General features: G+C 46.9%; 11 protein-coding genes, 21 tRNA genes and 2 rRNA genes. 2 read left to right on the forward strand and 32 right to left on the reverse strand.

Annotated features, from left to right (window positions below):
• Window positions 1-56: 56 nt before the first annotated feature.
• Genes menB through P3L57_RS15180 form a run of 4 tightly spaced genes read right to left on the reverse strand, consistent with a single transcriptional unit; the run spans window position 57 to window position 4,876 of the window.
• On the reverse strand, window positions 57-875 hold the full coding sequence (menB, locus tag P3L57_RS15165) for a 1,4-dihydroxy-2-naphthoyl-CoA synthase (RefSeq protein WP_010331603.1): 819 nt from the start codon (window positions 873-875) through the stop codon (window positions 57-59).
• A 34-nt stretch (window positions 876-909) separates the two neighbouring features.
• Window positions 910-1,734 (reverse strand): 2-succinyl-6-hydroxy-2,4-cyclohexadiene-1-carboxylate synthase, encoded by an 825-nt coding sequence (gene menH / locus P3L57_RS15170; RefSeq protein ID WP_059335647.1) that lies wholly within the window; start codon window positions 1,732-1,734, stop codon window positions 910-912.
• On the reverse strand, window positions 1,722-3,464 hold the full coding sequence (gene menD / locus P3L57_RS15175) for a 2-succinyl-5-enolpyruvyl-6-hydroxy-3-cyclohexene-1-carboxylic-acid synthase (protein ID WP_277617447.1): 1,743 nt from the start codon (window positions 3,462-3,464) through the stop codon (window positions 1,722-1,724). Before menD ends, menH begins: the two co-directional genes overlap by 13 nt.
• The gene (locus P3L57_RS15180) at window positions 3,461-4,876 is read right to left on the reverse strand and encodes an isochorismate synthase (RefSeq protein WP_069487020.1); all 1,416 of its coding nucleotides are present in this window, start codon (window positions 4,874-4,876) and stop codon (window positions 3,461-3,463) included. Before P3L57_RS15180 ends, menD begins: the two co-directional genes overlap by 4 nt.
• A 291-nt stretch (window positions 4,877-5,167) precedes the next feature.
• On the opposite strand from P3L57_RS15180, the gene P3L57_RS15185 reads away from it, so the two are divergent.
• Both P3L57_RS15185 and P3L57_RS15190 read left to right on the forward strand, forming a co-directional pair.
• Window positions 5,168-5,887 (forward strand): yteA family sporulation protein, encoded by a 720-nt coding sequence (locus tag P3L57_RS15185; protein WP_024122606.1) that lies wholly within the window; start codon window positions 5,168-5,170, stop codon window positions 5,885-5,887.
• A gap of 153 nt (window positions 5,888-6,040) precedes the next feature.
• A complete protein-coding gene (locus P3L57_RS15190) occupies window positions 6,041-6,508 on the forward strand; it encodes a TspO/MBR family protein (protein WP_069487019.1) in 468 nt (155 codons plus the stop codon).
• A 30-nt stretch (window positions 6,509-6,538) separates the two neighbouring features.
• Here P3L57_RS15190 and glgP read toward each other — a convergent pair whose 3' ends face one another.
• From glgP to P3L57_RS15330, 28 genes are all read right to left on the reverse strand, one after another.
• Complete coding sequence (gene glgP, locus P3L57_RS15195; protein WP_069487018.1) at window positions 6,539-8,935, reverse strand: glycogen phosphorylase GlgP; 2,397 nt, start codon at window positions 8,933-8,935, stop codon at window positions 6,539-6,541.
• A complete protein-coding gene (glgA, locus tag P3L57_RS15200; protein ID WP_069487017.1) occupies window positions 8,922-10,376 on the reverse strand; it encodes a glycogen synthase GlgA in 1,455 nt (484 codons plus the stop codon). Before glgA ends, glgP begins: the two co-directional genes overlap by 14 nt.
• Window positions 10,373-11,404 (reverse strand): glucose-1-phosphate adenylyltransferase subunit GlgD, encoded by a 1,032-nt coding sequence (gene glgD, locus P3L57_RS15205; RefSeq protein WP_083244515.1) that lies wholly within the window; start codon window positions 11,402-11,404, stop codon window positions 10,373-10,375. The genes glgA and glgD overlap by 4 nt, the downstream gene beginning before the upstream one ends.
• Before the next feature lie 24 nt (window positions 11,405-11,428).
• Window positions 11,429-12,571, reverse strand: a complete 1,143-nt coding sequence (locus P3L57_RS15210) for a glucose-1-phosphate adenylyltransferase (RefSeq protein WP_059291768.1) — start codon at window positions 12,569-12,571, stop codon at window positions 11,429-11,431.
• Window positions 12,568-14,451, reverse strand: coding sequence for a 1,4-alpha-glucan branching enzyme (glgB, locus tag P3L57_RS15215; protein WP_069487016.1), 1,884 nt, complete (start codon window positions 14,449-14,451; stop codon window positions 12,568-12,570). Before glgB ends, P3L57_RS15210 begins: the two co-directional genes overlap by 4 nt.
• Before the next feature lie 237 nt (window positions 14,452-14,688).
• Window positions 14,689-14,760 (reverse strand) — tRNA-Glu (locus P3L57_RS15220).
• A 4-nt stretch (window positions 14,761-14,764) separates the two neighbouring features.
• A tRNA-Ser gene (locus tag P3L57_RS15225) sits at window positions 14,765-14,855 on the reverse strand.
• Window positions 14,856-14,858: 3 nt separating this feature from the next.
• A tRNA-Asn gene (locus P3L57_RS15230) sits at window positions 14,859-14,933 on the reverse strand.
• 17 nt (window positions 14,934-14,950) lie between these two features.
• Window positions 14,951-15,027: transfer RNA gene (locus P3L57_RS15235), tRNA-Ile, on the reverse strand.
• A 15-nt stretch (window positions 15,028-15,042) separates the two neighbouring features.
• Window positions 15,043-15,116: transfer RNA gene (locus P3L57_RS15240), tRNA-Gly, on the reverse strand.
• 9 nt (window positions 15,117-15,125) lie between these two features.
• Window positions 15,126-15,201: transfer RNA gene (locus P3L57_RS15245), tRNA-His, on the reverse strand.
• Window positions 15,202-15,224: 23 nt separating this feature from the next.
• Window positions 15,225-15,300: transfer RNA gene (locus P3L57_RS15250), tRNA-Phe, on the reverse strand.
• A gap of 12 nt (window positions 15,301-15,312) precedes the next feature.
• Window positions 15,313-15,389 (reverse strand) — tRNA-Asp (locus P3L57_RS15255).
• A gap of 56 nt (window positions 15,390-15,445) precedes the next feature.
• Window positions 15,446-15,522, reverse strand: a tRNA-Met gene (locus tag P3L57_RS15260).
• 23 nt (window positions 15,523-15,545) lie between these two features.
• Window positions 15,546-15,638, reverse strand: a tRNA-Ser gene (locus tag P3L57_RS15265).
• A gap of 6 nt (window positions 15,639-15,644) precedes the next feature.
• Window positions 15,645-15,721: transfer RNA gene (locus P3L57_RS15270), tRNA-Ile, on the reverse strand.
• 2 nt (window positions 15,722-15,723) lie between these two features.
• Window positions 15,724-15,800: transfer RNA gene (locus P3L57_RS15275), tRNA-Met, on the reverse strand.
• A 21-nt stretch (window positions 15,801-15,821) separates the two neighbouring features.
• Window positions 15,822-15,894 (reverse strand) — tRNA-Ala (locus tag P3L57_RS15280).
• A 5-nt stretch (window positions 15,895-15,899) separates the two neighbouring features.
• A tRNA-Pro gene (locus tag P3L57_RS15285) sits at window positions 15,900-15,976 on the reverse strand.
• 15 nt (window positions 15,977-15,991) lie between these two features.
• Window positions 15,992-16,068, reverse strand: a tRNA-Arg gene (locus P3L57_RS15290).
• A 9-nt stretch (window positions 16,069-16,077) separates the two neighbouring features.
• A tRNA-Leu gene (locus tag P3L57_RS15295) sits at window positions 16,078-16,163 on the reverse strand.
• Window positions 16,164-16,177: 14 nt separating this feature from the next.
• Window positions 16,178-16,252, reverse strand: a tRNA-Gly gene (locus P3L57_RS15300).
• 5 nt (window positions 16,253-16,257) lie between these two features.
• A tRNA-Leu gene (locus tag P3L57_RS15305) sits at window positions 16,258-16,344 on the reverse strand.
• Window positions 16,345-16,354: 10 nt separating this feature from the next.
• Window positions 16,355-16,430: transfer RNA gene (locus P3L57_RS15310), tRNA-Lys, on the reverse strand.
• 37 nt (window positions 16,431-16,467) lie between these two features.
• Window positions 16,468-16,543 (reverse strand) — tRNA-Thr (locus P3L57_RS15315).
• A gap of 31 nt (window positions 16,544-16,574) precedes the next feature.
• Window positions 16,575-16,650, reverse strand: a tRNA-Val gene (locus P3L57_RS15320).
• A 22-nt stretch (window positions 16,651-16,672) separates the two neighbouring features.
• A 5S ribosomal RNA gene (gene rrf / locus P3L57_RS15325) occupies window positions 16,673-16,788 on the reverse strand.
• 53 nt (window positions 16,789-16,841) lie between these two features.
• Window positions 16,842-19,769, reverse strand: a 23S ribosomal RNA gene (locus P3L57_RS15330).
• Window positions 19,770-19,847: the final 78 nt, after the last annotated feature.

A 19,847-nucleotide genomic window follows, 5' to 3' on the forward strand; every position in this document is an offset into this window, starting at 1 on the left:
AGAAAACAGCTTGGACCGCAATGGCTCAAGCTGTTCGTTTCATACGTATCTGCTGATCACGGAAAACGCGGGAATTGACCGAAATCCGGTTTGCGTTTTTCCTTAAAGGAATCACGGCCTTCTTTTGCTTCATCAGTTGTGTAGTAAAGAAGGGTTGCATCCCCTGCAAACTGCTGAATTCCAGCAAGTCCGTCTGTGTCCGCGTTAAACGCTGCTTTAAGAAAACGAAGTGCGGTCGGGCTTTTCTCAAGCATTTCTTCACACCATTTAATCGTTTCTTCTTCAAGCTGTTCCAAAGGAACAACTGTGTTGACAAGTCCCATATCCAGCGCTTCCTGCGCGTTGTACTGACGGCACAGGTACCAGATTTCACGAGCTTTTTTATGTCCTACGATTCGAGCCAGGTAGCCTGAACCGTAACCTGCGTCAAAGCTTCCCACTTTAGGGCCGGTTTGTCCGAAAATCGCATTGTCGGCAGCGATTGTCAAGTCACATACGATGTGAAGCACGTGTCCTCCGCCGATCGCATATCCGGATACCATCGCAACAACAGGTTTCGGAATGACGCGAATTAAACGCTGAAGATCCAGGACGTTTAAACGCGGAATTTGATCGTCGCCTACATAACCGCCGTGCCCGCGCACTTTTTGGTCTCCTCCAGAACAAAACGCTTTGTCTCCGGCACCGGCAAGCACGATAACGCCGATGTTTTGATCATCTCTCGCGCGAGCAAATGCATCAATCATTTCAGCAACCGTCTTAGGGGTAAACGCATTATGTACCTCAGGGCGGTTGATAGTTATTTTTGCAATACCATTATACGTTTCATACAGTATTTCATCGTATGTACGTTCAGTTTTCCATTCTACAGCCATGATATGACCTCCTCTATTTTTCCATATGAACGAGTTATAAGTTTGTTAAATACTCACTCACTATTTTACCAAAAAAACGCGGCTGTTCCACATGCACTGTATGGCCTGCTTCAGGAACAATCTCTATTCTACTAGATGGAAGCTTCTTATGCACCTCTTGATTAATGGCGCAAAACTTCTCGTCCCATTCTCCGCAGATGAGAAGCACAGGCGCCGCAATATCTTTTAACCGGCTCCACCAGGAAGGCTGTGAACCGGTACCCATACCGATTAAACTGTTGGCCAGTCCAATGTTATTGTTTCTCAGACGGCCCGACCGTATCCTTTGCCGAACGTCTTCAGCAAGCCGCTGCTGCGTCGAAAACAAAGGGATGCCTTCCCAATAGTCGACAAAGGCTTTGATCCCGTCACGCAAAATAAAATCGGCAAGCTTCCGATCCCGCAAGATTCGTTCTTTCCGTTCCCCGAGGGTTTTAAGGCCGGGCGTCGTGCTTTCGAGCACAAGCGCTGATATCCGTTCGGGGTATGTCATGGCAAAGGAATATGCAAGCCTTCCCCCCATAGAATAACCAATAAGTTTCACTTTGTGAAGTTTTAAATGATCAAATATTTCGGCAAGGTCTGAAACTTGCCGGCTCGTGCTATATCTTTTTCCATTCAACGGGGCATCACTTTCTCCGTGCCCTAAGCAATCAATTTTGATGACACGAGAATCAGGCAGCAACTGGTCCAGAAAGGCCCAGGATTGTTTGCTGCCGGTAAACCCGTGCAGACAGACTATGGCATCAGAAGCATTCGGCCGATCATCTGTCACAGCATAGCGGACGCCGTCTGCAACAGTTATGCTTACAGTTCCCATTGTTTTTTCACTTCCCGCACAGCCTCATTCAGCATATCACGATGAAGCTGAACTCTTGATTGGCGATCAGTTTTGATTTCTATAATGTGAAGGCCGGGCTTATCAGCCTGCGGTGCGTATGATGCTTTAAATTCATCCCACGAAGCCGGGCATGAATACGTGCCCCCGTAAAGCTCAGCCGCATGCTTGAAATCGAGCCCGGTCGGCGTGCCGAACAAATTTTCAAAGTGTGTCTTTTCAGATGCCTGCGGCAAAAATGAAAAAATCCCTCCGCCGTCATTGTTTACGAGGATCACAGTAAGCGGAATGCCCAGTTTTTTAGCCGCCAGCAGCCCGTTTAAATCATGATAAAAAGACAAATCCCCGATCACGAGTGTCACAGGTGCTTTTGTTCCTTCACAAACGCCCATGGCAGAAGAGACAACACCATCAATCCCATTTGCGCCACGGTTTGAATAGATACGGAAATTGCGGTTCTGATTTTCGAAAAACGTATCGACATCCCTGATTGGCATGCTGTTTCCGACAAACAGCGAGCTATTTTCAGGCACAAGATGCTGGAGGATTCGATAGAGGTTGCCCTCAAATGAAACCTCTTCATTGCTGACCGTTTGCAGATATTCACGGAAACGCTGGTTCACAATCTGCCATTTTTCCAGCCAATCCAAAGTTCGGTCCACTCCAGTATGTTCAGCCATGATCGCCTCGGCAAAACTAGACGGGCTGCAGTGAATCATATGTGCGCTTGCCTGTGTCGGGTCTCTCCAGCCGCCATCCTCATCAATTACAATCTGCTGAATGGCTGGGTCATCCTTCAGCCACAAGAAAACCGGCTTTGAAACAGGCATCGGTCCGAAACGGATCACGACATCAGGCCGCAGTGCTGACTTCAGCTCATCATCCTTCAAAAATGAGTCATACGCATCTATAACGGTGCTTTTATCATGAACGCCGTTCCGCAGGTTAGACAGCGGGTCAGCTAAAATTGGATAATGCAGCGCTTTTGACAGCTCCACAATTTTTTGCTGATCAGCATCACTGTGGAGTTCCCCGCAGACGATCATGCCTTTTTCGGCCTCTTTCAACATCATAGCCACGTCAGACAGAGAGTCCCGGTCCACGGATTGCGTACCCATTTTCACTGACACGTGACGCCCAGTTCTCATTCTTTCAAACGGCTGATCAGAAAGGTCAGGCATTAGCGGCTCACGAAGAGGTACATTCACGTGCACAGGCCCCATTGGACGCTTTTGCGCTTCCCCGGCAGCACGGCCTGCCAGCGTTCGGATATATCTCAGCATATGCGGCGACTCTTCGGGAAGAGCAGAGTCTGTGAAAAACTTAACAAAGTTACCGAATAAGAAGTGCTGATTAATGGCCTGAGGTGCGCCTACTTCACGCAGCTCGTGCGGCCGATCAGCAGTTAACACTATAATCGGTACTCTTGAATAATGGGCTTCAATCACAGCCGGATAAAAGTTGGCCGCGGCTGTTCCTGATGTGCAAATCAGAAGCACGGGACGCTGCTGTGCTTTTGCCAGCCCTAATGCAAAAAATCCGGCAGATCTTTCATCAATTTGGATATGGACGTTGATATCCGAATGCGCGGCAGCAAGAATTGCCAGCGGTGTAGATCTTGAGCCTGGACAAACGACAGCGTCCGTAATCCCGGAAAGGGCGAATTCATCAATAAAGCTTCCGATGTAATGAGTAATCGGGTTCACTGTCAACGTCTCTCACCTCCCAGTGCAGAGATCATCGGCTTTAACTTAATCTGTGTTTCTTCGTATTCCGATTGCGGTTCAGAGTCTTCCACAATGCCGCACCCGGCAAACAGGCGTGCTGTGCTGCCTTCAATCAGCCCTGAACGGATGGCAACAGCAAATTCCCCGTTATCCTGACTGTCAATCCAGCCGACAGGAGCCGCATACCAGCCGCGGGACATCGGTTCGATCTCTCTGATCACTTCTACAGCTTTTTTCTGAGGTGCTCCCCCAAGCGCCGGTGTGGGATGCAGTTTCTCAATTAAGTCAAAAAGCGAAGCAGACGCGTGAAGCTGTCCGACAATCGGCGTAAATAAGTGCTGGACGCTTTTCGTTTTGTACAATACAGGTTCGTCAGGCTTTTCAACGTCAGAACAGCTTGATACAAAAGCGTTATGAATCATGCCTACAACAATATCATGCTCCAGAAGATTTTTCTCATCGTTTAATAATTCAAGGCCGATGCGGCGGTCTTCTTCTTCATCGGAGCCGCGCTTTATGGAACCTGCCAGACAAGTAGACATGACAGTGTTGCCGTCTCTTTTGATCAGTCTTTCCGGGGATGCGCCGACAAAGGTTTTGCATTCTTGTTCGATTGCAAAAACATAGCTTGTCTGCTGATCGGTCAAAAGCGTTTTAAGCACCGGTTCCATTTTGACCGGGCCGTCAAACGTGAGCAGCAGCTCTCTGGCAAGAACCACTTTATCATATTGATTCTCTTTAATCTGGCTTGTTGCCGTTTCGATTGCTTTCAGCCAATCAGACTTATCCAGCTCCTGAGATGCTGTCATCACAGCCTGATCTTCTTGATTTACATCGGGGACCATAAATTCCGCTGCAAAAGCTTTTAAGCCTTCCAACACAGCTTCTGCATCATCTTCTCCGCTGACCCATCTGTTGACTGTTAAAAACGAACTGTCAGCAGACATTGTCAGCATAAGCGAAGGCACAAAGAAATCCCCTTCCGAGAAATGGTCCCATTGAGCACCTCTTTCTTCGTAAGGGTCAAAGGAAAAGCCTCCGAATAACACAGGTCCCACTGCAGAATGCTGCAGCTTTTCTTCTTCATAAATATGAAAAGCCGTCTTTTTAAAGCGCTCCCATTGTTCAAAAACCTCGCGATACCGCTCGTCGTTTTTTTGATTCGTCTGGAAAACAGCTTCTTTGCCAAGACCGACTATTGTCAATTCACTTTCAGGTTCTGACCAAAAAAATCGATTGCCTGTATATTTTTTTGCTCCGTAATTGAAAAATGATAGAGGGTCAAGAGACTCAATTTGTCTCGAATAGCTTATTAAGACAGCATGGTTGACTTCTTTGGCTTTATGTAATGCATGTAGAACTTCCTTTCGGAACGTACGCTGCACCGTTGTCACCATGAGACATTCCTCCATAATTCTTAAAATGCTTTTAATACCATACACCTGTGTCTACATTGTGTCAAATACACAGATCATGCAGTCCAAATGGCCTGCCTTACCTATTATAAACCTAATTGCAGAAATGAAAAAGAAACAAACCTTAAATTTCTTTCTCCACTGATAGCAAAGCTTGTATCCGCTTACCATATAAGGAAAATCTCCTATATTCCTCCACAAGGGATTTATGAAAGTTCTCAGGCGATCTGTCCATACTAAAGGTATGCATTACAGAGAAACGAGGCGATCATATTGCTTACAAACGAACAGCTTCAGCATTTAAAAAAGGAACTTGAACAAACGAAAGAAGATATATTGAACCGCTTCAAAGACAATGACCATTTTCAGCTCAATTCCGCTTTTCCATATGATTCGTGGGGTGAGCTTTCTGCTTATGACAATCACCCAGGCGATCAGGCGACAGAGCTTTATGAACGCGAAAAAGACATTGCTCTTGATTTGCATGAGCGGGAGCATCTCCGGGACATTGAGCATTCATTGAAGGCGATAGAAAACGGCACGTACGGGATTTGTGAGGTCAGCGGAAAGGAAATTCCTTATGAACGCCTAGAAGCGCTTCCGACTGCTACAACGCTCGCGGAATATTCATCACAGGATGTTGTTTCCAAAGACCGTCCGATCGAAGAAGAAACACCTTTCGGGCAATTTGAATTTGACGATGATGAAGAAATCAGAGCGCCTTACGACAGTGAAGATTCCTACCAGGACGTTGAAAAATACGGAAACTCGGAAACACCGCAGGACATGGAAAATCCGCCGCTCAGCTATGATGATATGACGATGAATGCCGAAGAAAATATCGGCAATACAGAATCATATGAGAATTTCATTGCCACAGATATTACCGGCAAAGAAATTACAGTGTATCCAAGCAGGGCGCATGAACGTTATGAGGAAGAGCTGGATGAAGAAGGCATCATGACGACGTTTGGCGATCTCCATGCAGATTGAACCCCCAGGCAAAGGGGGTTCTCTTTTGTGTTTTCATAAATGACCGCATTACAGCAGCTCTCTACATCATCTCCCCCGCATATCAGGAGTTTGATCTATCCAAGTTAAAGGGTAAAGCTACATGTAAAATAAATACATATCGGAGGAAAATATATGAAAAAGATATTCGGCGCAATCGTAGTTTTTATCATTACATACGCACTGTTTTCAGCCGCAGACTATCTATTTCCGATCGACCAAAATTGGTATCATTCACTGAAAAAGCCAGACTGGACGCCAAGCGGGTCAACGATCGGCATCATCTGGGCCGTCCTGTTTGCGCTGATTTCTCTTTCAGCTGCCATTGTTTTTGCCAAATGTTCATTTAAAAAAGCCAAAAGCTTTTGGCTGGCGTTTTTGATCAATTATGTGCTTAATCAGGCATTCAGTTATTTTCAGTTTACGCAAAAGAATCTCCTTGCCGCATCCATTGACTGCCTGCTTGTCGCCATAACAGCGCTGGTTGTAATCATCATTGCAAAAGTATACAGCAGGGCCGCAAGCTGGCTTCTTGTGCCTTATTTTTTATGGAGTGCCTTTGCAACTGTCTTATCCTTTACGATCTATTCAATGAATCTTTGAACAAAAAAAGCCGCTCAAACAGCGGCTTTTTTACATCATCGGCTTAATTCTCCAAATGTGTTTCGCATATTCTTGAATCGTCCGGTCGCTTGAAAAATAACCTGAATGGGCAATGTTTAAAATCGAACGCTCTGACCATTTACGCCGATCTTGATAATCGGCTTGAATACGCTCCTGGGCATCCGCGTATGAACTGAAATCCTTCAATACAAAATACTCGTCATTATGCGGCAGCAGCGAATCATAGATGGATTCAAATTCATCGGCTTCACCTTCAAAGAAACCGTTGATCAGCTGATCCGCTACCTGCCTGATTCTGCGGTCATGCTGATAATACTCCCTTGATCTGTAGCCTCCGTTTTCCTGGTAGGAAAGAACGTCATCCGCTTTCAAACCAAATGTGTAAACACAATCAGCTCCGACCCGTTGCAGAATTTCAATATTCGCCCCGTCATGCGTGCCGATTGTCAGCGCGCCATTCATCATAAACTTCATATTTCCTGTACCGGACGCTTCCTTGCTTGCAGTCGAAATTTGTTCACTTACATCTGATGCCGGAAAAATCTGTTCTGCCATAGAGACCCTGTAATTTTCTAAAAAAACGACCTTGAGCAGCTGCCTCACCGCCGGGTCATAATTTACTTTCTCCGCAACGGAATGAATCAGTTTAATGATTTTCTTCGCGTAATGATAGCTTGGTGAAGCCTTTGCTCCGAAAATAAAGGTTTGCGGATAAATAGAAAATCCCGAATCCTCCTTCAGGCGGTTATACAAATACATAATATGAAGAACATTCAGCAGCTGCCGTTTATACGCATGAAGCCGTTTCACCTGTACATCAAATATGCTGTCCGGATTTACAGCCACTCCGGCCGTGCAAAAAATCAGATCAGCAAGCTCTTGCTTTTTTCTGCTTTTGTTGTTTTGGAACTGCTCAATAAAAGCGGGATCAGCAGCGTACGGTTCCAGCCGAATCAAGGATTCCGGCTGTTTTATCCATTCATCGCCTATCGCATCCGTTATCATCGCGGACAAGCCGGGATTGGCTTTTAACAGCCAGCGCCTATGGGCAATCCCATTTGTTTTATTGTTAAACCGATTCGGAAACATCAAATGAAAATGACGCATCTCCCGTTCCTTTAAAATGTCGGAATGAATTTTGGCAACTCCGTTTACACTGTAGCTTCCCACTATTGCGAGATGAGCCATTTTGACAACACCGTGCGCCGTAATCGCCATATCCTCTATCCTTTTCCAGTCACCGGGATACTTCTCCCAAACCGCCCTGCAAAACCTCTCATTAATCTCTTCAATAATCATATACATTCGCGGGAGCAACGGCTTAAATAAATGAATCGGCCATTTTTCAAGCGCTTCTGACAGTGTCGTATGATTCGTATAGGAAATTGTATGTACCGTGATATGCCAGGCATCTTCCCAGCTCATGTTTTCTTCATCAAGCAAAATCCGCATAAGTTCAGGCACAGCAAGTGCAGGGTGGGTGTCATTAATATGAATGCTTACTTTTTTATGCAGGCCATATAATGATTGATTCGTTTTGCGGTAATTGTTCACAATGCTTTTTAAACTTGCACATACTAAAAAATACTGCTGCTTCAGCCGTAATATCTTACCCTCGTCATGCGTGTCATCAGGGTATAAAAATTCAGATACAGCTTCTGTTTCCCGTTTATAAGACAAAATATTGCCGCCGTGATAATGCGCATAAGGCTCGGCGTTCCAAAGTCTTAATGTGTTGACTGTGCCCGTATCGTATCCGATGATCGGGATATCATAAGGAACGGCGGTAATGATTGTTGCTTGCTCATGACGAAAATGCAGACGGCCGTTTTTTTCAGTCACATGCACCTCGCCCCAAAACGGCACGTCAACCGCTTGATCAGCATTTCTTACTTCCCACACATTCCCGTTTTTCAGCCATTGCTCAGGCAGCTCAACCTGATGCCCCTCAACAATTTTTTGTTCAAATAAGCCATGCTTATAGCGAATTCCCATCCCATGCCCAGGCAAGTTTAACGAAGCCAAGGAATCTAAGAAGCAAGCTGCCAATCGCCCCAGACCGCCATTCCCTAGCCCTGCATCGCTCTCCATATAAAGGATCTCGTCTAAACTGATGCCGATCTCTTTCAGACCCGCTTCCACTACATCCCGAATACCGAGATTCATTAAATTTTGTTCAAGAAGCTGTCCAAGAAGAAATTCAATCGACAAATAATATGTCTGCTTTCCGGAATTGGACCTGCTTCTTTCATTTGTCTGGATCCAATCAGCGCTGATGTACTCTCTGATCATATTGCCTAAGGTTTTATATTGATCAAGCCTGGAAGAGTCCTTAAAGCTTTTCCCGCACGTCATTTCCAGACGCTTTAAAAATAAGGCTGCAAAGCGTTCTTTACTCGAGAACATCCCGTCCACTCCTTGTCACATGCTCGAAAATGCGCTGATATTGTTTGGCTGATTTGTTCCAGCTGTAATCTGCATTCATTGCGGTCTTCATGATGCTCTTCCATACATCCTTTTGGCGATAAAACGACAGCGCCCTCTCGATCGTAAATTTCAGATCGTGAGCATTAAAGGCTGAGAACGTAAAACCGTTGCCTGTGCCCTCTTCCTCCCGGTAGGAACGGACAGTGTCATAGAGCCCGCCTGTTTCTCTGACAATCGGAATAGCGCCATATTGAAGCGCGATCATCTGCCCCAGACCGCACGGCTCAAATTTCGACGGCATCAGAAACAAATCCGAGCCCGCATAAATCTGATGGGCAAGCGGCTCATCAAACCCAATATACGTCCTGCATTTATCGTGAAATGCAAATTCAATGTAACGGAAGTAGTTCTCAAATTCCTGCTCCCCCGTACCGAGCACAATCAGCTGTATGTCTCTCTCCTCCAGCAGCTCGTGCATCATTCTCTTAACAAGATCAAGCCCCTTCTGTTTGGTCAGCCTTGTTACCATACTGATCAGCGGAATATCTTTTCGTTCCGGAAGGCCCATACGCCGCTGGAGCTTCGTTTTATTTTCTTCCTTTAAATCAAGACGTTCAGGGTCGTAATGCATCTCAATATACGGATCGCTCTCTGTCTGATAGAAAGAGTCATCAATACCGTTTAAGATCCCTGTTAAATCTTTTTCCCTATGCTGCAAAACTGGCTCAAGCTGCTCGCCGTAATACGGCGTTAAAATTTCATTTCTATAAGTCGGGCTCACCGTTGTTACATGATCAGCAGCGAGAATCCCTGCTTTCATAAAATTAACAAATCCATTGCATTCTAATCTTTCATAATGAAAATGACTCATGTCCAGACCGAGCAAGTCATGTGTCACCTCAGGCGGGAATATACCTTGAAACTGCAAGTTATGGATCGTGAGCACACTTTTCATCTGCTTATAAAAAGGGCGCTTACTGTATTCCTCTTTTAACAAGTAATTGACCATCGCTGTATGCCAGTCATGAGTATGAATGATATCGGCTTGAAAACTCACTGCTTCTGCCGCTTCCAGCACAGCTCTTGAAAAATAAGCAAACCGCTCCCCATCGTCAAAATGCCCGTACAGGGAATCCCTTGAGAAATAATATTTATTGTCGATAAAATAATAATTCACACCATCTTCAGCCAAATGGTCAATCCCGCAATATTGCTGACGCCAGCCAACAGCAACCGTACATTCAGCTGTTTTCTTCATACGCTTTTTCCAGGGATCAGGAATTTGACTGTATTTCGGCATGATCACCGCTACGTCGTTACCAAGACGAGAAAGCACTTTGGGCAGCGCGCCGGCCACATCGGCCAGGCCTCCTGATTTTGCAAACGGGGTACATTCTGAGACAGCAAATAACACCTTCAAGAATTCATCAGCTCTCCTTGCACCAAACCTTTTTTTAACACGAGCGGCTGCTCCTCCGTTCCTGCAGCTTCAGTCGTATTGCCGATTTTGACATCTTTATCAGCAATCACCTGCTCCAGCAAACAATCCTCACCAATTTGTGTTTTTTGCATAATAATGCAGTTTTTCAGCTTCGTGCCTTTCCCAACATACACCGCCCTGAATAAGATGCAGTTTTCGACCTCCCCCTCAAGCACACAGCCGTTTGCCACTAAAGAATTTCTAACAGTGCTGTTCTTCCCGTATTTCGTTGGGGGCTCATCCTTCACTTTTGTATAAATCGGCTGCTGAGGCAAAAACACCTGCTGCCAAAAACGCGGCTGAATAAGCTCCATACTGTGGGTATAATACTTTTCTACAGAATCAATAACAGCTGCATACCCCGAATATTCATATGGGCAAATGGTCAATGCGGAGGCTTCCTTTTCAACAACCTCCTGAATGGTTCTGTATCCTTTTTCAATATGTCCGTAGATCAGATCCTTCAAGAGTTTAGAAGACATGATATAGATTTGCAGCGACTGACCGTCCTGAAAGACCTCGGTAATGTCACAGCCCGCCTCCTGATGTCTTTTCAGCACGTATTGAAATTGAATGTTGCATACAGTATGGCTGTTGGTGATGACGGCATATTGCTGTGTGCTTCTGTGAAAGTAATCAAGATGATCAGAAAACTGGCGAAATGAACCGAATTCATTATACTCATCATGCAAATGCGGTGACGGAAAAAAAAAGAGGCCGTCCTTTTTTCGGTGCAAATCCCATTCCTTCCCTGCCCCAAGATGATCCATAAGAGACCGATAGCGATATTTCGGAAAAATCGCCACACTCCTAATGTCCGCATTCACCATATTGGACAGCATAAAATCTATCAAACGGTATCTGCCAGCAAAAGGAATCGCACCAAGCGACCGCTGTGCGGTTAAATCCTGAAGAGAATGCTTATATGTGGTTTCATCTATAACACCTAACATTTGATTATTGATCAACTGATTCTGCCTCCTCTTCAGTAATTAAATCAATTCTTTCTCTACAAATTCCTCCGAAACAAGCAGCACCTCCTGAATGTCTTTTTCAGATTTAATCACTGCGCCATCCGGAAGCACTAAGCCCTTGGGCACGATAGCATTCTCAATCACGACATGCTCACCGATTGTCACATCCGGCATAATCACTGAACGCTTCACCGTTGCGTGCTTACCGACGGTGACACCTTGAAATAGAACGGAGTGAGACACATTCCCATAAACAACACACCCCTCATTCACAAGTGAGTCATGAACCTGCGCCTCAGGCGAAATAAATTGCGGAGGCTGATTTGGATTGACAGAGTAAATCTTCCAATTGCGTTCAAACAGCTTCAGCTCAGACTGGTCTTTCAGCAAATCCATATTGGCTTCCCATAAGCTCTGCACCGTGCCGACATCCTTCCAATATCCTTTAAACGGATAAGCGGAAAGCTTCTTTTTCTCCTCCAAAAGCAAAGGAATGATGTCTTTGCCGAAATCATGGCTTGAATACGGATTCCGGTCATCCATCTCAAGGTATTGCTTCAAGAGCGGCCAATTGAAAATATAAATACCCATGGATGCCAAATTGCTCTTTGGAAATTTAGGCTTTTCATCAAAATGTGTGATGATTCCGTCTTCATTTGTCTTCATGATGCCGAATCGGCTCGCTTCTTCCCATCCCACTTCAATCACGGAGATGGTCACATCCGCTTTCTTTTCAATATGAAAATCAAGCATTTTGCCGTAGTCCATTTTATAAATGTGATCGCCTGATAAGATCAGCACATACTCAGGATCGTACTGGTTCAGGTAATTGAGATTTTCATAAATTGCGCTAGCCGTCCCTTTATACCATTTCACTTCGGATGACTCGGCATAAGGAGGCAATACCGTAACGCCGCCATTGTGCCTGTCAAGGTCCCATGCACTGCCGATGCCAATATAGGAATTCAGCTCCAGCGGCTGATATTGCGTTAAGATGCCTACTGTGTCTATGCCTGAATTCGAGCAGTTGCTGAGTGTAAAATCAATAATCCTGTATTTTCCCCCAAAAGATACGGCCGGTTTTGCCATATGTTTTGTTAATCCGCTGAGACGGCTGCCCTTCCCGCCGGCAAGGAGCATAGCCACACATTGTTTTTTCATTCATTTATCTCTCCTCTTTTTTTCACCGCCCGCATAATCGAAATGCCATAAGGGGGGATTGTCATTGTGATATAGCACGGTTTGTGATGAACAGCTCCAGGTTTGGCTGCCAACGGCTTTTTATTCAATTGACCTGAGCCCCCATATTTTTCATTGTCACTGTTCAACACTTCGATATATTGGGTAAGAAAGGGAACGCCAACATCGTATTGATGATAGACAGAGGGTGTAAAATTACATAAGATGATAAGCGCCTCACCGTGCCGTCTGCCATACCGAATAAAAGAAAAGATGGATTGCTCCTCATTGTGGACATCAATCCATTCAAATGACTGTCTACGATGGTCATTTTCATAAAGGATTTTGCTTTTTTGATAAAAGCGGAGAAGATCTTGAGTAAAAACACTTGCTTTTTGATGCATGGGGAGGGAGTTCAAAAACCAATCAAGCTGTTCTGTATCTTTCCATTCATCGAATTGGGCAAATTCCGATCCCATAAAAATGAGTTTTTTTCCGGGATGGGCCGTCATATAACCGAGTAAAAGCCGATATTGGGCAAACTTCTGCCAATAGTCGCCAGGCATTTTATGAAGAAGTGATTTTTTTCCATAGACGACTTCATCATGAGAAAATGGCAATACAAAATGTTCACTAAACGCATAAAGCAAGGAAAAAGACACAAGCTGATGGCAGTGCCGCCTTTGTTCAGCAGGCGTCTCCATATATTTCAGCACATCATTCATCCAGCCCATATTCCATTTAAAATGAAAGCCGAGTCCCCCTTCCTCAACAGAACCTGTTACTTGAGGCCATTCGGTGGAATCTTCCGCTATCATCATGACATGCGGATATGCCTCCCGCATTGTTTGATTTAGCTTTTTTAAAAATTCAACTGCATAGAGATTCGTATGGCGTTCATCCTGATTTGGCCAATACAGCATATTAGCCACGGCATCGACCCTAAAGCCATCTATATGATAGAATTCCGCCCAGTACAACGCATTAGAAATTAAAAAACTATGAACTTCCGGTTTTCCTAAATCAAAGTTAGCGGTGCCCCACAGCCAGTTCTCCCTGTCACGCTCTTCTTGATATTCGTAAAGCGGCGCTCCATCAAACATATAAAGCCCATGCGAATCTTTACAAAAATGTCCGGGGACCCAATCAAGTATGACGCCGATGTTTGCCTGATGGCATTCATCAACAAATCTCATCAAATCATGTGGCGTGCCAAATCGGCTTGTCGGGCTGTAATACCCCGTTGCTTGATAACCCCAAGAGCGATCATAAGGATGTTCATATAGGGGCAGCAGCTCGATATGGGTAAATCCCTGCTCTTTGATATAAGGAATAAGAGACTGGCCTAATTCTTCATAGGAGTAAAGCGTGCCATCGGGATGCTTCTTCCATGAACCAAGATGAAGCTCATAAATAAAAACCGGCTTTTCATATATCGTTTTAGCTTTCTGCTTCTTCTGCCACTTTTGATCATGCCAGCTGTACCCTGCAAGATCGTAAGTAAGAGACGCCGTATTCGGTCTTACTTCTGAATAAAAAGCATACGGGTCTGCCTTCAGCATGGTCTCTCCGCTATTTGTCACGATTTCATACTTATATCGTTCCTTGTCTTTCAAACTTGGAACAAATAACGTCCAAATGCCATGATCATTAACTTTCTGCATAACATGAAGCTCACCTGACCAGCTGTTAAAATCTCCAGCCACTCGAACTTCTGACGCATGAGGCGCCCACACACAAAATTCATACCCGCTTTGGCCATTCAGCTCGCGATAATGCGAGCCAAACAGCTGATAGCTTTTAAACAGACTGCCTTCGTGAAAAAGATAAACATCATGTGCTGTTGGGCTGGCAGCGGCCATGTAATCATCCTTTCTGACATCATAGTTTTCATTTATATTATTTATTCGTAGAAATATAAAAAAGCCCTTTCTAGAAAGCGCTTATATTTATTGACATAAAACTTCATTTTCTGAAGAAAAACAAAAGATATGGCGTTTTTTGTTATAAATTTAATATAGAATAAAAAACAAAATCAGATGCATATCATATAGTTTTAGAAAACAAAAAAACCTTGCAGGATATGCAAGGTTTCAGGATGACCCGTACGGGATTCGAACCCGTGTTACCGCCGTGAAAGGGCGGTGTCTTAACCGCTTGACCAACGGGCCGTCATGGCGGAGAAGGAGGGATTTGAACCCTCGCGCCGCTTACACGACCTACACCCTTAGCAGGGGCGCCTCTTCAGCCACTTGAGTACTTCTCCATATGGCTCCACAGGCAGGATTCGAACCTGCGACCGATCGGTTAACAGCCGATAGCTCTACCACTGAGCTACTGTGGAACGTTAAAGTCATGGTATGGTGGGCCTGAATGGACTCGAACCATCGACCTCACGCTTATCAGGCGTGCGCTCTAACCAGCTGAGCTACAGGCCCATGACGATATAGAAATGGAGCGGGTGATGGGAATCGAACCCACGACATCAGCTTGGAAGGCTGAGGTTTTACCACTAAACTACACCCGCAATTTTATTTGGGGCGATTGATGGGAATCGAACCCACGAATGCCAGAGCCACAATCTGGTGCGTTAACCACTTCGCCACAACCGCCAAAATATATATATATTTGTAAATGGTGGCTCGGGACGGAATCGAACCGCCGACACACGGATTTTCAGTCCGTTGCTCTACCAACTGAGCTACCGAGCCTTATTATTTAAATGGCGGTCCGGACGGGACTCGAACCCGCGACCTCCTGCGTGACAGGCAGGCATTCTAACCAACTGAACTACCGGACCATTTGATTTTAATTGGTTGCACCCTTCGGGCGCTCCTATTTAAAAGGATATTTTTTTGGTTGCGGGGGCAGGATTTGAACCTGCGACCTTCGGGTTATGAGCCCGACGAGCTACCGAACTGCTCCACCCCGCGATGATAAAATGTAAGAATATATATGGCGGAGGAAGAGGGATTCGAACCCCCGCGGGCTTTGACACCCCTGTCGGTTTTCAAGACCGATCCCTTCAGCCAGACTTGGGTATTCCTCCGTATTGTGGTGGACCTTGTAGGACTCGAACCTACGACCGGACGGTTATGAGCCGTCTGCTCTAACCAACTGAGCTAAAGGTCCTTTGGTAGCGGCGGAGGGGATCGAACCCCCGACCTCACGGGTATGAACCGTACGCTCTAGCCAGCTGAGCTACACCGCCAAATCATATATTGAAATCAAGTGGAGCCTAGCGGGATCGAACCGCTGACCTCCTGCGTGCAAAGCAGGCGCTCTCCCAGCTGAGCTAAGGCCCCAAGAATGGTCGGGAAGACAGGATTCGAACCTGCGACCCCATGGTCCCAAACCATGTGCTCTACCAAGCTGAGCTACTTCCCGATTTCATGTAGATCATGGCGCGCCCGAGAGGAGTCGAACCCCTAACCTTTTGATCCGTAGTCAAACGCTCTATCCAATTGAGCTACGGGCGCAAATTATAATGCCGAGGGCCGGACTTGAACCGGCACGGTAGTCACCTACCGCAGGATTTTAAGTCCTGTGTGTCTGCCAATTCCACCACCCCGGCGTGGATGGTATAGTTGGAGCGGAAGACGGGATTCGAACCCGCGACCCCCACCTTGGCAAGGTGGTGTTCTACCACTGAACTACTTCCGCAGAAATGGTGCGGATGAAGGGACTTGAACCCCCACGTCTGTAAAGACACTAGAGCCTGATTCTAGCGCGTCTGCCAATTCCGCCACATCCGCAACATATAAATGGTGAGCCATGAAGGACTCGAACCTTCGACCCTCTGATTAAAAGTCAGATGCTCTACCAACTGAGCTAATGGCTCTTCTTACAAGAGACTTGAATATTATATCATATAAAAGTGGTGCCGGCAAGAGGACTTGAACCCCCAACCTACTGATTACAAGTCAGTTGCTCTACCAATTGAGCTACACCGGCTCATATGTAAACATATTATGTATAGTAAGAATGGTGGAGGATGACGGGCTCGAACCGCCGACCCTCTGCTTGTAAGGCAGATGCTCTCCCAGCTGAGCTAATCCTCCATAATTGCACTAACGTGCAACTGCTTGGCGGCGTCCTACTCTCACAGGGGGAAACCCCCGACTACCATCGGCGCTGAAGAGCTTAACTTCCGTGTTCGGCATGGGAACGGGTGTGACCTCTTCGCTATCGCCACCAAACAATTGAGAGTGTTCTCTCAAAACTAGATAACAGGTGTGACATCATTAGGAATTAGGTTAAGTCCTCGATCGATTAGTATCTGTCAGCTCCATGTGTCGCCACACTTCCACCTCAGACCTATCAACCTGATCATCTTTCAGGGATCTTACTTCCTTGCGGAATGGGAAATCTCATCTTGAGGGGGGCTTCATGCTTAGATGCTTTCAGCACTTATCCCGTCCGCACATAGCTACCCAGCGATGCCCTTGGCAGAACAACTGGTACACCAGCGGTGCGTCCATCCCGGTCCTCTCGTACTAAGGACAGCTCCTCTCAAATTTCCTGCGCCCGCGACGGATAGGGACCGAACTGTCTCACGACGTTCTGAACCCAGCTCGCGTACCGCTTTAATGGGCGAACAGCCCAACCCTTGGGACCGACTACAGCCCCAGGATGCGATGAGCCGACATCGAGGTGCCAAACCTCCCCGTCGATGTGGACTCTTGGGGGAGATAAGCCTGTTATCCCCGGGGTAGCTTTTATCCGTTGAGCGATGGCCCTTCCATGCGGAACCACCGGATCACTAAGCCCGACTTTCGTCCCTGCTCGACTTGTAGGTCTCGCAGTCAAGCTCCCTTGTGCCTTTACACTCTGCGAATGATTTCCAACCATTCTGAGGGAACCTTTGGGCGCCTCCGTTACCTTTTAGGAGGCGACCGCCCCAGTCAAACTGCCCACCTGACACTGTCTCCCCGCCCGATAAGGGCGGCGGGTTAGAAGGTCAATACAGCCAGGGTAGTATCCCACCGATGCCTCCACCGAAGCTGGCGCTCCGGTTTCCAAGGCTCCTACCTATCCTGTACAAGCTGTACCAACATTCAATATCAGGCTGCAGTAAAGCTCCACGGGGTCTTTCCGTCCTGTCGCGGGTAACCTGCATCTTCACAGGTACTATAATTTCACCGAGTCTCTCGTTGAGACAGTGCCCAGATCGTTGCGCCTTTCGTGCGGGTCGGAACTTACCCGACAAGGAATTTCGCTACCTTAGGACCGTTATAGTTACGGCCGCCGTTTACTGGGGCTTCAATTCGCACCTTCGCTTACGCTAAGCGCTCCTCTTAACCTTCCAGCACCGGGCAGGCGTCAGCCCCTATACTTCGCCTTACGGCTTCGCAGAGACCTGTGTTTTTGCTAAACAGTCGCCTGGGCCTATTCACTGCGGCTCTCTCGGGCTTGCACCCTAACAGAGCACCCCTTCTCCCGAAGTTACGGGGTCATTTTGCCGAGTTCCTTAACGAGAGTTCTCTCGATCACCTTAGGATTCTCTCCTCGCCTACCTGTGTCGGTTTGCGGTACGGGCACCTCTCACCTCGCTAGAGGCTTTTCTTGGCAGTGTGGAATCAGGAACTTCGCTACTATATTTCGCTCGCCATCACAGCTCAGCCTTATGGGAAACGGATTTGCCTATTTCCCAGCCTAACTGCTTGGACGCGGATATCCAATACCGCGCTTACCCTATCCTCCTGCGTCCCCCCATTGCTCAAATGGTGAGGAGGTGGTACAGGAATATCAACCTGTTGTCCATCGCCTACGCCTTTCGGCCTCGGCTTAGGTCCCGACTAACCCTGAGCGGACGAGCCTTCCTCAGGAAACCTTAGGCATTCGGTGGAGGGGATTCTCACCCCTCTTTCGCTACTCATACCGGCATTCTCACTTCTAAGCGCTCCACCAGTCCTTCCGGTCTGGCTTCACAGCCCTTAGAACGCTCTCCTACCACTGTTCGAAGAACAGTCCGCAGCTTCGGTGATACGTTTAGCCCCGGTACATTTTCGGCGCAGAGTCACTCGACCAGTGAGCTATTACGCACTCTTTAAATGGTGGCTGCTTCTAAGCCAACATCCTGGTTGTCTAAGCAACTCCACATCCTTTTCCACTTAACGTATACTTTGGGACCTTAGCTGGCGGTCTGGGCTGTTTCCCTTTCGACTACGGATCTTATCACTCGCAGTCTGACTCCCAAGGATAAGTCATTGGCATTCGGAGTTTGACTGAATTCGGTAACCCGGTAGGGGCCCCTAGTCCAATCAGTGCTCTACCTCCAAGACTCTTACCTTGAGGCTAGCCCTAAAGCTATTTCGGAGAGAACCAGCTATCTCCAGGTTCGATTGGCATTTCACCCCTACCCACACCTCATCCCCGCACTTTTCAACGTGCGTGGGTTCGGGCCTCCATTCAGTGTTACCTGAACTTCACCCTGGACATGGGTAGATCACCTGGTTTCGGGTCTACGACCACGTACTCATGCGCCCTATTCAGACTCGCTTTCGCTGCGGCTCCGCATCTTCTGCTTAACCTTGCACGGGATCGTAACTCGCCGGTTCATTCTACAAAAGGCACGCCATCACCCGTTAACGGGCTCTGACTACTTGTAGGCACACGGTTTCAGGATCTCTTTCACTCCCCTTCCGGGGTGCTTTTCACCTTTCCCTCACGGTACTGGTTCACTATCGGTCACTAGGGAGTATTTAGCCTTGGGAGATGGTCCTCCCGGATTCCGACGGAATTTCACGTGTTCCGCCGTACTCAGGATCCACTCTGGAGAGAACGAAGTTTTGACTACAGGGCTGTTACCTCCTATGGCGGGCCTTTCCAGACCTCTTCATCTACCTCGTTCCTTTGTAACTCCGTACAGAGTGTCCTACAACCCCAAGAGGCAAGCCTCTTGGTTTGGGCTAATCCCGTTTCGCTCGCCGCTACTCAGGGAATCGCATTTGCTTTCTCTTCCTCCGGGTACTTAGATGTTTCAGTTCCCCGGGTCTGCCTTCTCATATCCTATGAATTCAGATATGGATACCACTCCATTACGAGTGGTGGGTTTCCCCATTCGGAAATCTCCGGATCAAAGCTTGCTTACAGCTCCCCGAAGCATATCGGTGTTCGTCCCGTCCTTCATCGGCTCCTAGTGCCAAGGCATCCACCGTGCGCCCTTTCTAACTTAACCGTTAAAAAGAATCACTATGTGATATCTTGTGTTACTAATTGAATGTGATGTCTACTGTTATCTAGTTTTCAAAGAACA

The sequence above is a fragment of the Bacillus sp. B28 genome (genome assembly GCF_029536185.1).
Taxonomy (GTDB): Bacteria; Bacillota; Bacilli; order Bacillales; family Bacillaceae; genus Bacillus; species Bacillus halotolerans.